11 protein-coding genes are annotated in these 11855 nt (G+C 75.4%); 7 read left to right on the top strand and 4 right to left on the bottom strand.

Annotated elements, in window-relative coordinates; all coding sequences use genetic code 11:
* Positions 1 to 26: 26 nt before the first annotated feature.
* Positions 27 to 914, bottom strand: coding sequence for a LysR family transcriptional regulator (locus tag ACIOJE_RS20775; protein ID WP_400777791.1), 888 nt, complete (start codon positions 912 to 914; stop codon positions 27 to 29).
* Between the two features lie 72 nt (positions 915 to 986).
* Between ACIOJE_RS20775 and ACIOJE_RS20770 the strand changes: the two genes are divergently transcribed.
* The 6 genes from ACIOJE_RS20770 to ACIOJE_RS20745 all read left to right on the top strand — a co-directional run bounded on the left by ACIOJE_RS20770 (position 987) and on the right by ACIOJE_RS20745 (position 7492).
* Positions 987 to 1877, top strand: a complete 891-nt coding sequence (locus ACIOJE_RS20770) for a dihydrodipicolinate synthase family protein (protein WP_400777789.1) — start codon at positions 987 to 989, stop codon at positions 1875 to 1877.
* A gap of 102 nt (positions 1878 to 1979) precedes the next feature.
* Positions 1980 to 3008 (top strand): aspartate-semialdehyde dehydrogenase, encoded by a 1029-nt coding sequence (locus ACIOJE_RS20765; protein ID WP_280674398.1) that lies wholly within the window; start codon positions 1980 to 1982, stop codon positions 3006 to 3008.
* A gap of 247 nt (positions 3009 to 3255) precedes the next feature.
* On the top strand, positions 3256 to 4623 hold the full coding sequence (locus ACIOJE_RS20760) for an NYN domain-containing protein (RefSeq protein ID WP_400777787.1): 1368 nt from the start codon (positions 3256 to 3258) through the stop codon (positions 4621 to 4623).
* Between the two features lie 162 nt (positions 4624 to 4785).
* Entirely contained in the window at positions 4786 to 5784 is a 999-nt protein-coding gene (locus ACIOJE_RS20755; RefSeq protein WP_400777785.1) for an ABC transporter ATP-binding protein, read from the top strand.
* Complete coding sequence (locus ACIOJE_RS20750; protein ID WP_400777783.1) at positions 5781 to 6596, top strand: ABC transporter permease; 816 nt, start codon at positions 5781 to 5783, stop codon at positions 6594 to 6596. Before ACIOJE_RS20755 ends, ACIOJE_RS20750 begins: the two co-directional genes overlap by 4 nt.
* A 74-nt stretch (positions 6597 to 6670) precedes the next feature.
* Entirely contained in the window at positions 6671 to 7492 is an 822-nt protein-coding gene (locus ACIOJE_RS20745; RefSeq protein ID WP_400777781.1) for a hypothetical protein, read from the top strand.
* An 84-nt stretch (positions 7493 to 7576) separates the two neighbouring features.
* Here ACIOJE_RS20745 and ybaK read toward each other — a convergent pair whose 3' ends face one another.
* From ybaK to ACIOJE_RS20730, 3 genes are all read right to left on the bottom strand, one after another.
* Complete coding sequence (ybaK, locus tag ACIOJE_RS20740; protein WP_280674393.1) at positions 7577 to 8071, bottom strand: Cys-tRNA(Pro) deacylase; 495 nt, start codon at positions 8069 to 8071, stop codon at positions 7577 to 7579.
* Positions 8072 to 8085: 14 nt separating this feature from the next.
* Complete coding sequence (locus ACIOJE_RS20735) at positions 8086 to 8814, bottom strand: LON peptidase substrate-binding domain-containing protein (RefSeq protein WP_400777779.1); 729 nt, start codon at positions 8812 to 8814, stop codon at positions 8086 to 8088.
* Positions 8815 to 8876: 62 nt separating this feature from the next.
* Entirely contained in the window at positions 8877 to 10454 is a 1578-nt protein-coding gene (locus ACIOJE_RS20730) for an oxidoreductase (protein ID WP_400777778.1), read from the bottom strand.
* A 91-nt stretch (positions 10455 to 10545) separates the two neighbouring features.
* Between ACIOJE_RS20730 and hisD the strand changes: the two genes are divergently transcribed.
* Positions 10546 to 11853 carry a histidinol dehydrogenase gene (gene hisD / locus ACIOJE_RS20725; RefSeq protein WP_280674390.1) on the top strand — a complete coding sequence of 436 codons (1308 nt, stop codon included), beginning with the start codon at positions 10546 to 10548 and terminating at the stop codon, positions 11851 to 11853.
* Positions 11854 to 11855 lie beyond the last annotated feature (2 nt).

Here is an 11855-nt window from a genome sequence, read left to right as displayed (position 1 = left end):
GTGCCCGGTCGACGGGCACCGGGGGATCAGCCGTGTCCGCCCAGGCCCGGCGGGACGGCCGTGTGCAGGGCCGAGACGAAGGCCGAGACGGCCGGGTGGGAGCCGGCGCCCGCGCGGAAGGCGGCCCGGGTGCGGCGGTACATCGGCAGCCGGGTGAGGACCACGCCGGGCGGGGGCTGCGCGGTGCCCAGCTGCGGGACGAGCGCGACGCCCTGGCCGGCCGCCACCAGGGCCAGGACGGTCGCGAAGTCGTCGATCTGGTGCCGGATCCGGGGCGCGAACCCGGCGGACTCGCAGGCCCGGACGGCCATGCTGTGGCAGAGCGTGCCCGGTGGGGCCATGATCCAGGGCGCGCCGCGCTGCTCGGCGACCGTGCCGGGGGTGCGGGCCGCCAGGTACATCGGCTCGGTGAACACCGGGCGGGTCATCGCCAGGCCCGGCTCCGGATCGGCCGGGACCAGGTCGTACTCGTGGACCAGGGCGACGTCCAGCTCGCCCGCGCGCAGCGCCGCCCCGACGCCCGCCGGATCCACCTCGGCGACCATCGGCTCCAGGCCCGGGTGCCAGGCGGCCAGCTCGGCCAGCACCGCGGGGATGATCGCGCGGGCCGCCGACGGGTAGGTGCCGATCCGCAGCGGGCCGGCCAGCCCCCTTCGCGCGTGGGCGAGTTCGGCGCCGGCCTGTTCCAGCAGGGCGAGCACCGCCTCGGCGTGCCGGACCAGGTTCCGCCCGGCCGGGGTGAGCGCGACCCGCCGCCCGGTGCGCTCCAGGAGCGGTACGCCGGCCTCCTTCTCCAGGACGGACAGCTGCTGGGACACCGCCGATGGGCTGAAGGAGAGCGCCTCGGCGACGGCGGCGATGGTGCCGAGGTGGGCGAGTTCGCGCAGCAGGCGCAGGCGTCGGACGTCGAGCATCGGCTCAGCTTACGAGAAGCGTCGGAAATGTGAACTGGACCTGGGTGATCGGCGGGCCGCAGGATCGTGGTCATGGAACTCACCGGTATCCACGTGCCCCTGATCACGCCCTTCGCCACGGACGGCTCGGTCGCGCTGGACGCGCTGGCCGGGCTGGCCGACGAACTGCTGGCGGCCGGCGCGGCCGGACTGGTCGCCCTCGGCACCACCGGCGAGCCCGCCGCGCTGAGCGAGGACGAGCGGTGGGCGGTGGTCGAGGTGGCCGCGGCCGCCTGCGCCGCGCGCGGGGCCCGGCTGACCGTCGGCGCGCACGGCGGCGACACCCGCTCCACCGCCGAGTCGCTGGCCGCGCTCGGTGCGCGGGTGCCGCAGGCCGCGGCCGCGCTGGTCACCGTCCCGGCCTTCCTGCGGCCGGGCGAGGCCGGGACGGTCGCGCACTTCCGGGCGCTGGCCGAGCGCAGCCCGCTGCCGCTGCTCGTCTACCACATCCCGTACCGCACCGGGCAGCAGCTGTCCGCCGCCGCGCTGGCCGCACTCGCCGCCGTCCCGGGCGTGGTGGGCGTCAAGTACGCGACCGGCGGGCTGGACCAGGCGGCGGTGGAACTGCTCGCCGCCGCCCCCGCCGACTTCGCGGTGCTGGCCGGCGAGGACGCCTTCCTCGCCCCGATGCTGGCGCTCGGCGCGGCCGGCGGCATCCTCGCTTCCGCCCATCTGGCCACCGCCCGGTTCGTCGAGCTGGCGGCCGCCTGGCAGACCGGGGACGCCGACCGGGCCCGGGCGCTCGGGCACCGGCTCACCGGGCTGGCGCTGGCCGCCTTCGCCGCGCCGAACCCGACGGTGGTCAAGGGCGTGCTGCACGCCCAGGGCCGGATCCCCACCCCGGACGTCCGGCTGCCGCTGCTGCCGGCCGGGGTGGCGGAGGTCGAAGCCGCTCTGAAGCTGGCGAGTGGTCTGGACCACTAAGAGGCCTCTCACACCGTGGAACAGCAGGTCGTCCCGCCCGCGTGACAAGGCATGATGGGCAGAGTGCGGCTGTGAACAGCACCATTCAGAGGAGTAGTCGGAATGAAGATCGGCATTGTCGGCGCCACCGGCCAGGTCGGCGGCGTGGTCCGCGAGATCCTGGCGGAGCGTGGCTTCCCGGTTGAGCAGCTGCGGCTGTTCGCCTCGGCCCGCTCGGCCGGACGCACCCTGCCCTGGCAGGGCACCGAGGTCACCGTCGAGGACGCGGCCACGGCCGACTACGCCGGCCTGGACATCGTGATCTTCTCGGCCGGCGGCTCCACCTCCAAGGCCCTCGCCCCCAAGGCCGCCGCGGCCGGCGCCGTCGTCATCGACAACTCCTCCGCCTGGCGCCGCGACCCCGAGGTCCCGCTGGTCGTCTCCGAGGTCAACCCCGGCGCCATCGCCGACCGGCCCAAGGGCATCATCGCCAACCCGAACTGCACCACCATGGCCGCCATGCCCGTGCTGCGCCCGCTGCACGAGGAGGCCGGCCTCGCCGCGCTCGTCGTCTCCACCTACCAGGCCGTCTCCGGCAGCGGCGTGGCCGGCGTGGCCGAGCTGCAGGACCAGGCCGCCAAGGTCGTCGACGGCGCCGCCGCGCTCGCCCACGACGGTTCCGCCGTCGAGTTCCCCGAGCCCAAGGTCTACCAGCGCCCGATCGCCTTCAACGTGGTGCCGCTGGCCGGCTCCATCGTCGAGGACGGCTCCAACGAGACCGACGAGGAGCAGAAGCTCCGCCACGAGAGCCGCAAGATCCTCGGCATCCCGGACCTCAAGGTCGCCGGCACCTGCGTGCGCGTCCCGGTCTTCTCCGGCCACTCACTGCAGATCAACGCCCGCTTCGAGCGTCCGATCAGCCCCGAGCGCGCCGCCGAGCTGCTCGCCGGCGCCCCCGGCGTCGAGCTGTCCGACATCCCCACCCCGCTCCAGGCCGCCGGCCGGGACCCGAGCTACGTCGGCCGCATCCGGGCGGACGAGACGGTCGAGAACGGCCTGTCGCTGTTCGTGTCCAACGACAACCTGCGCAAGGGCGCCGCGCTCAACGCCGTGCAGCTGGCCGAGCTGGTCGCCGCCGAACTCAAGGGCTGAACCCGCCCGCCACCCCCGGCGTGACCTCGGGCGGGCCCCGTCGTTGAACGGGGCCCGCCTTGGCGTTCCGTTGGGGCGGCTGTTGCGGTACCGGGACATCCGCCGAGGTTCGGCACGCGAACCAGGGGTAAAAGGTGACCCAACGATCGGGCGGCCACGGGGGCCCCTCACCCCACCACGCCCGGACGGCGGGCGGATCCGCGCCCACCCGGCCCGACCCCCGAGGGCGAGCGGAAAGAGGTGCGCGATGGACCGCTGTGTCGTCCTGGTGGACGCCGGATACCTGCTGGGCGCCGCCGCCAGCCTGCTCGCCGGGGACCCGTCCCGTTCCCGGGTCACCGTCGACCACGCCGCGCTGATCGCCGCGCTGCGCGAACGCGCCGAGGCGGAGACCGGGCTGCCGCTGCTGCGCATCTACTGGTTCGACGCCGCGCCCGACCGGCGCCCGATGCCCGAACACCGCCGGCTGCGCGTGCTGCCCCGGGTCACCGTGCGGCTCGGCGCCCTCACCCGCGCCGAGGGGCGCTGGGTGCAGAAGGGCGTGGACGCCGCCATGCACGCCGAACTCTCCGAACTCGCCCGCAACCGGGCCTGCGCCGACGTCGTGCTGATCACCGGAGACGGCGACCTGCTGCCCGGCATGATGACCGCCAAGGAGCACGGCGTCGCCGTCCACCTGTGGGCGCTGCAGGCCGCCGACGGCGACTTCAACCAGTCCGAGGACCTGGTCGGCGAGGCGGACGAGCGGCGGGTGCTCGACCGCGAGTGGATCGAGGGCCCCTTCAGCCTCCGCGAGAACGCCAGCGTCTTCCCGGCGCCCGGCCCCCGCCAGGAGATCGCCAAGATCCTCGCCGCCCCGCCCGCCGTGGCGCCCCCGGTCGTCCAGCCGGCCGCCGTCGTCCCCGCGGCCGCCGGGGCCCCGGCCGTCCACGGGCGGACCCAGCCGGCCGCCGCGCTCAAGGTCGTCCCCACCCCCAAGGACCTGGCCGGGCGCGCCTCCGCCGTCACCCCGGCCGTCAACGGGCACGGCCCCAACGGGCACGGCCCCAACGGGCACGGCCCCAACGGGCACGGCCCCAACGGGCACGGCCCCAACGGGCACGGCCCCAACGGGCACGTCAACGGACACGGTGCGGGCGTGACCGGCTCCAACGGGCACGCGATCGGCGGGACGGGCGCCGCCGGGCAGGCCGGCCCGGTGCTGCGCTGGTCCTCCGACCGCGGCTGGGTCGACCGACCCGCCCCCGAACCAGCCGTCACCGCCGGCGACAGCCTGCCAACCCTCGCCCAGCTCACCACCGCCGAACAGCGCTGGGTCGACCGCGAGGAGGACATCACCTCCATCGGCGGTGACGCCCACGAGGTCGGCCAGGTCTTCGCCCGCCGCTGGAGCGAACGCCTCGGCGACGTCGAACGGCTCACCGTGCTCTGGCCCGACTACCCGCGCATCCCGCACCGGGTCGACGGCGAACTGCTCCGCTACGCCGCCCGCTTCGGGCTGCTCGCGCACAAGGACGACCAGATCGACGAGCACGACCGCTACGCCATCCGGGCCGGATTCTGGAAGGAACTCGCCGCCCGGGTGCCCGGCGGATCGATGGTCGTGGACGACTGACAGCCGGCCGGGCCCGGCGCGGTCCGGCTCGGTCCGACGGGCCGGCTCGGCCTGGCGGAAGCCGGCTGGGCCGGGGTCGGCCCGGGGTCGGCCCGGAGTCGGTTTTCGGTGATCAGGCCCCCTTGTCCGGTTCGCCCGCGCGAGCGCGTAAAGTCTTCGGTCGTGAGCGAGACGGCAGGGCGAGCACCCAAGGACACCCCGCCGTGCGTCGCCGTGCGCGACCTCGTACGGACCTACCGCACCGGGCGTGGAGCCGCCGCCACCGTGATCCGGGCCAACGACGGGATCAGCCTCACCGTCCGTCAGGGCGAGATCTTCGGGCTGCTCGGACCCAACGGGGCCGGCAAGTCCACCCTGGTCCGCCAACTCACCGGCCTGCTGCGCCCCGACGCCGGCTCGATCGAGCTCCTCGGCCACGACGTCGTCCGCCACCCCGAACGGGCCGCCCGGCTGCTCGGCTACCTCGGCCAGGAGTCCAGCGCCCTCGACGAGCTGACCGTCGCGCTCGCCGCCGAGACCACCGGACGGCTGCGCGGGCTCACCCGGGCCCAGGCCCGCGCCGAGGCCGCCGACGTCCTCGCCGAACTCGGGCTGGAGCCCATCGCCCAGCGGCCGCTCGCCAAGCTCTCCGGTGGCCAGCGCCGACTCGCGTGCGTCGCCGCCGCCCTGGTCGGGGAGCGGCCGCTGCTCGTCCTGGACGAGCCCACCACCGGCATGGACCCGGTCGCCCGGCGGGCCGTCTGGAGCGCCGTCGACCGGCGGCGCACCGAGCGCGGCGCGACCGTGCTGCTGGTCACCCACAACGTCATCGAGGCGGAGACCGTGCTCGACCGGGTCGCCGTGGTCGACGACGGGCGGGTGATCGCCTGCGACACCCCCGGCGGGCTCAAGGCCCTCGTCGACGGCAACGTCCGGCTCGACCTGGTCTGGCGGGACGAGGCGCCGCTCGCCGTCCCGGCCGTCGCCGCACTCGCCGAACGGGCCGAGCGCACCGGCCGCCGCTGGACCGTCCGCACCACCCCCGAACAGGCCCGCGAACTGGTCGCCGCCGTCACCACCGGCCCGGCCTTCGCCGCCCTCGACGACTTCACCCTCGCCACCCCGAGCCTTGAGGACGCCTACCTCAAGCTCGGGGGCCGCCACGGAGGACTGGCCAAGTGACGCTGCTCTCGGTGCCGCCGCAGGCCACCGCCCCCGCGACCGGCGGCGCACCCGCCCCGCTCGCCCCGGCGGCCCGGCTGCTGCCCGCGCTCGCCGCCGTCTACCGGGCCCAGCTCGCCCGGGCCAAGGTCGCGCGGATCCCGCTGCTGTTCGTCGCCACCTTCCAGTCCGTCGGCATCCTGGTGATGATGCGGGGGGTGGTGGACGCCGGGCAGACCTCGGCCGCGCGGTCGGTGGTGGCGGGCTCCAGCGTGCTGGTGGTGGCGTTCGTCGCGCTCAACCTGCTCGCCCAGTACTTCGGCCGGCTGCGGGCCACCGGCGGGCTCGACCACTACGCCACGCTGCCCGTGCCCGCCGCCTCGGTAGTGCTCGGTGCGGCCGCCGCGTACGCCTCGTTCACGGTGCCGGGCACGGTCGCCACGGCGGCCTTCGGCGCGGTGATGTTCGGGCTGCCGCTCGGGCAGCTGTGGGTGCTGCTGGCGGTCGTCCCGCTCGCCGGGGCCGCCCTGTCCGGGCTCGGCGCCGCCTGCGGGCTGCTCGCACCCCGCCAGGAGATCGCCACCATGCTCGGGCAGCTCGGCATGTCGGCGGCGCTGCTGCTCGGCGTGCTGCCGGTCGACCACCTGCCGCAGCCGGTGCTGTGGCTGCGGGACCTGCTGCCGTCCACGTACGGCGTGGAGGCCTTCGCCGAGACCTTCACGCCCGACCCGGACTGGGTGCTGGTCGCGGGGGACCTGGCGGTCTGCGCGGGCGTCGGCGTGGTGTCGCTGGCGATCGCCACCTGGGCGTACCGGCGGGCCGTCTCGCGGTAGGGCGTGTCTGAGTCCGCCGCCGAGAGGCACGGGCGAAGGCTCGTCCGGGCCGCGATCGTGAAACGATGGGGCCTGTGACCGTACCGAACACGCCTCCGGATCCCACCCGCGCCGACGCGGACGCGGTGCCGGACGCCACCCCCAACCCGTTCGCGCCGCCGCCGGCCCCGGACGCCGGGACGCCGCCGACCGGCCTCGCGGTGGCACAGTCGCCGGAGCCCAGGCTCCTGGAGCGGCTGCTGCCGGAGCTGCGGATCGGCGCGGGCACGGTACTGGCCTGCATCGTGGTCGGGCTGGTGATGGCGGGGCTGTGGGTCTGGCTGGCGCCCAAGGTGCCGCTGGTCGTGGACGGCGACCGGATCCTCTACGCCGACCCGGAAGGCGAGCAGCGGGCGGGGGCCGACGCGGTCTTCGTCCTGATCGGGCTCGGCGCGGGCATCCTGACCGCGCTCGGGGCCTTCCTGATCACCCGGCGGCGCGGCGGCGGCATCGCGGTCGCGGTCGGGCTGGTGGTCGGCGGACTGCTCGGGTCGGTCGGCGCCTGGCGCCTCGGGCGGTGGCTCGGGCCCAGCGACAACCTGATCGCCGAGGCCCGGCGGGTCGGCAACGGCGGGCACTTCGACGCGAGTATCGACCTGGGCGCGATGGGCGCGCTGGTGGTGTGGCCGATGGCGGCGATGGTGGTGCTGCTGGCGCTGTCGGCGGCGTTCGGGAAGCGGGAGGAGGACCCGCCGCCGTACTGGGCGGGGCCGTACGGACAGCTGCCGCAGACCCCCGAGGCTCCGGCCGTCCCTGAGCCGCCGGCCGCTCCCGAGGCTCCGGCCGCTCCCGCGGTGGGCGGGGAGCAGCCGGTTTCGGACGGCGCCGCGCGGCCGGGGGACCGGGGACCGGGCTGAGCGGGCCGGACTGAGCGGGGCGCCCCCGGCCTTCGCAAGGGGGCGCGAGGGGGCGCGAGAGCCGACCGGGCGGGCCCGGTCGGCTCAGCGCGCGATGGGGGCGGTGTGGGCCCCGGTGAGGGCCACCAGGTCGCCGGGGGCGAGTTCGACCTCCAGGCCGCGGCGGCCGGCGGAGACGTAGACGGTGGGGTGCGTGAGGGCGCTGGCGTCGACGACGGTGCGCAGCGCCCGGCGCTGGCCCAGCGGGGAGATCCCGCCGCGGACGTAGCCGCTGCTGCGCTCGGCGGCGGCCGGGTCGGCCATGGCGGCGCGCTTGCCGCCCACGGCCGCCGCGAGGGCCTTGAGGTCGAGTCGGCCGGCGACCGGGACCACGCCGACGATGAGGACGCCGTCCACGTCCGCGACCAGCGTCTTGAAGACCCGCTCGGCGGCGACGCCCAGGGCCTCGGCGGCCTCGCCGCCGTAGGAGGCGGCGGCCGGGTCGTGCTCGTAGGCGTGCACGCTGAACGGGACGGCGGCGGTCTCCAGGGCGACGGTGGCAGGGGTGCCCTGCGCGCCCTTCTTCGCTTTCTTCGCCATGCGCGGGTCCTGGGCTAGTTGGGGTTGAACGACTGGCGGGTGAGGTCGACCGCGGGCAGCGACGGCAGCCAGCTGAGCACGGCGCTCTCGCGGCGCAGCAGGTCGAGTTCGGTGCGCAGCCGCTGGGCGGTGTCCGGGCAGGCCAGCAGCTGCTGCTTGACCGGGGTCTCGAACACGGACGCGGCGGCGACCAGGTAGGAGAGCACCTGCGGGTCGTCGGGGAGTTCCTGGCGTCCGACGGTGCTGGCCTCGCGGGCGCCGGCCAGGCGCTTCTGGTAGACCCGGAAGGCCCGCTCGACCTCGGAGGCGAGGGCGCCGGAGCCCTCCCCGGGGCGCTCCTCGACGAGTTCGGCCTCGCCGGTCAGGTACGGGCCGGAGACCTCCACCGAGCGGAGCCGGAACCGGGTGGTGCCGGTGACCAGGAGCTCGTAGCGTCCGTCGGGCTGCTCCTGGACGGACGCGACGTCGGCGACGCAGCCGATGTGGAAGATCGCCTCCAGCGGGTCCCCGGTGGCGGTGCCGAGGCCGTCGAGCGGCCCGGCCGGACCTTCCTCCGGGCGGACCGGGGCGACCTCACGGCCGTCCTTGATGGCGAGCACGCCGAAGCGGCGGGGGGTGTCGGCCGGGAGTGCGAGCAGGTCGGCGACGAGACGGCGGTAGCGCTCCTCGAAGACGTTCAGGGGCAGCACGAGGCCCGGGTAGAGCACGTTGTTCAGCGGGAAGAGCGGCAGCCGTTCTGTCACGGCGGACAGCGTAGTTCCCCGGGCGGGCGTGGTGCGTCGCGGTTATCCCCGCGGGGAGGCGGTCATCCCCGCTGGAGCATCCGGGAGGCGCCCGCGACGACGGTGGTCGCGAGCAGCCAGCCGACGATCACCAGCCCGGCGGAGACGTACTGGCTGAGGCCGCCGGGGTTCCAGCCCTGCTGGCCGAGGTCGACGACCGGGATCAGCTGGCTGAGCGTGTACAGCACCGGGTTCCAGTGCGGGCGCTCGTCGAGCTTCAGCGGCTCCGGCTGGTGGGTGGCGAACCAGGCGCTGCCCAGGGCCCAGGCGAGCAGCAGCCACAGGCCGGCCCGGCCGGGGCGGTAGCCGTAGCCGACGGTGGCGTCCTGGACCCGGCCCCAGATCCGGGCGGGCAGCGGGAGGGTCTGGCGGCGGCGGCGCTGCTTGGCGTACAGCACCTCGCGGGCGTCGTCGTCGGCGCCGTCGCGGCGCAGGGCGGCGGCGAGCTGCTCGTAGGACTCGGGCTGGAAGTCGGCGGAGGCGCCCTCCAGCCAGGCGATCCGCTGCTGGACGGTGAACGGCGCGGCGGGGCGCAGGTTCTCGTAGACGAAGCCGGTCAGTCCGAGGTGCTTGCCGCGCGGCCAGGCCTCCGGGGTGTCGACCAGGTTGCCGACCCGGGCGCGGGTGAGCGAGACCGGGCCGGTGGGGCGCACCCGGCAGGCGAAGCGCAGTTCGGGGGTGTGGATGCGGCGCAGCGAGAGCTCGTCGTCACCCTCCAGGTGGAATTCGCCGGAGATCAGGCAGGCCCCGTCGAACCGGGCGTCGGAGAGCCGCACCTGGCCGTAGGCGCGGAACGGGGTGCTGGGCGCGCCGGGCGGGGCCACCTGGCCGTAGCCGGAGCCGTAGTAGCTGCGGGAGCCGCTCCACCCGGCGTCGGCCGAGCTGGTCAGGTAGCAGGTGTGGCCGACGGTGATGCGGACGGCGTTGAGGCAGATGCGGTTCTGCGGGACGGCGTGCAGCTGGGCCCCGCGCAGCGAGAACCGGCCGCCGATCCGGGTGGTGCGCAGGCTCAGCTCGCCGTGGACCTCGATCCGGTCGGCCTCGAAGTCCTGGTGGACCGCCATCCCGTCGGCGGAGACCGCGCGGCCGAAGCGGTCGCAGCCGAGGACGGTCTGGTTGAGCAGCAGGTCGGTGCCGATCTTGGCGTCGGTGAGCCGTATGCCCTCGGGTATCCGGCAGCGGGCCAGGTGGAGGTCGCCGGTGGTGGCGAGCCGGGAGGCCTCCATGCGGGGGATCAGACAGCGGACGAAGCGCAGGGTGCTGGCCCCGGCCTCGGAGATCAGGATCTTCTGCTCGAACCGGCAGTCGCGGAGTTCGACGTAGTGGCCGATGTCGCCGCCGGCCAGGTTGAGCGCGCCGCTGACCGACACGCCGTTGAGCCGCAGTGAGGCGACCCGCCCGGTGGCGGCGGCCGGGCCGGCCAGCAGCAGGTGGGCCAGGACCCTGGCCCGGACGGTGCGCCCGGGGCCCCAGACGGCGTCACCGAAGGGGTCGTCGGTGTCGGCGTCGCCGCTGCGCCGGTCGAACACGTTGCCGCGGCGGAAGGCCTCCCAGAGCTCACGCTCGGTGTCGGTCCAGCCCTCCGGAGCCTGCTCCACCATGGTTTCCCCCGCCCCCCCGGTCGTCTCGCCTTTCGTATCACGGAGTGAAATACGGGACCAGTGGTTCCGGCCACTCCTTACACTGGGTGGCGTGATCTCTCGAATCGACCTCCGCGGCTCGCTGGACGACCCGCGTGACCTGCTGCCCCGTGCCGAGTTCGACGTGGCGGCCGCCCTGGAGAAGGTGCGGCCGATCGCCGAGGACGTACGCCATCGCGGGGTCGCGGCCGTGATCGAGATCACCGAGCGCTTCGACGGCGTCCGGCTGGAGTCGACCCGCGTCCCGGCCGAGCAGCTGACCGAGGCCCTGGAGACGCTGGACCCGAAGGTGCGGGCCGCCCTGGAGGAGTCGATCCGCCGGGCCCGCGCCGTGCACGCCGACCAGCGCCGCACCGGGCACACCACCCGGGTGGTGCCGGGCGGCACGGTCACCCAGCGCTGGGTGCCGGTGGAGCGGGTCGGCCTGTACGTGCCGGGCGGGCTGGCGGTCTACCCGTCCTCCGTGGTGATGAACGTGGTGCCGGCCCAGGAGGCGGGCGTGCGGGGCATCGCGGTGACCTCCCCGCCGCAGAAGGAGTTCGGGGGCCGCGTGCACCCGACCATCCTGGCGGCCTGCGCGCTGCTCGGCGTGGACGAGGTCTACTCCGTCGGCGGCGCCCAGGCGGTGGCGATGTTCGCGCTGGGCACCGAGGAGTGCGCGCCGGTCACCATGGTCACCGGCCCCGGCAACATCTACGTGGCCGCCGCCAAGCGCCTGTTCGCCGGCCGGATCGGCATCGACTCGGAGGCCGGCCCGACCGAGATCGCCGTCCTCGCCGACGACAGCGCGCTGGCGTCCGACGTGGCCGCTGACCTGATCAGCCAGGCCGAGCACGGCCCGACCTCCGGCTCGGTGCTGGTCACCGACTCGCCGGAGCTGGCCGAGGCGGTCGAGGCCGAGCTGGCCGTGCAGGTCGCGCGGACCAAGCACAGCGAGCGGGTGGCCGAGGCGCTGGGCGGCCGGCAGTCCGGGATCATCCTGGTCGACGACCTGGACCAGGGCCTCGCCGTGGTCAACGCCTACGCGGCCGAGCACCTGGAGATCCAGACCCGCGACCCGCACGCGGTCGCCGCCAGGGTCGTCAACGCGGGCGCGATCTTCATCGGCCGCTGGACCCCGGTCTCGCTGGGCGACTACGCGGCCGGCTCCAACCACGTGCTGCCCACCGGCGGCTGCGCCTGCCACTCCGCGGGCCTGTCCGTGCAGACCTTCCTGCGCGGCGTCCAGGTCGTCGAGTACGACCGGGACGCGCTCGCGGACGTCGCCGCGCACGTCGTCAACCTGGCCAACGCGGAGGACCTGCCGGGGCACGGCGACGCGATCAAGGCCCGATTCGATTGGACGGTGCCCGGCTCGTGACC

The sequence above is a fragment of the Kitasatospora sp. NPDC087861 genome, assembly GCF_044742585.1.
GTDB lineage: Bacteria > Actinomycetota > Actinomycetes > Streptomycetales > Streptomycetaceae > Kitasatospora.
The sequence above is the reverse complement of the archived record's forward strand: the minus strand, read 5'-3'. Positions and strand labels throughout refer to the sequence as shown.

Excerpts from the sequence above, each read along its gene's own strand:
- ACIOJE_RS20765 (WP_280674398.1), top strand. The coding sequence starts at position 1,980 with ATGAAGATCGGCATTGTCGGCGCCACCGGCCAGGTCGGCGGCGTGGTC.
- ACIOJE_RS20770 (WP_400777789.1), top strand. The coding sequence starts at position 987 with ATGGAACTCACCGGTATCCACGTGCCCCTGATCACGCCCTTCGCCACG.
- ACIOJE_RS20760 (WP_400777787.1), top strand. The coding sequence starts at position 3,256 with ATGGACCGCTGTGTCGTCCTGGTGGACGCCGGATACCTGCTGGGCGCC.
- ACIOJE_RS20775 (WP_400777791.1), bottom strand. The coding sequence starts at position 914 with ATGCTCGACGTCCGACGCCTGCGCCTGCTGCGCGAACTCGCCCACCTC.
- ACIOJE_RS20730 (WP_400777778.1), bottom strand. The coding sequence starts at position 10,454 with ATGGTGGAGCAGGCTCCGGAGGGCTGGACCGACACCGAGCGTGAGCTC.
- ybaK (WP_280674393.1), bottom strand. The coding sequence starts at position 8,071 with ATGGCGAAGAAAGCGAAGAAGGGCGCGCAGGGCACCCCTGCCACCGTC.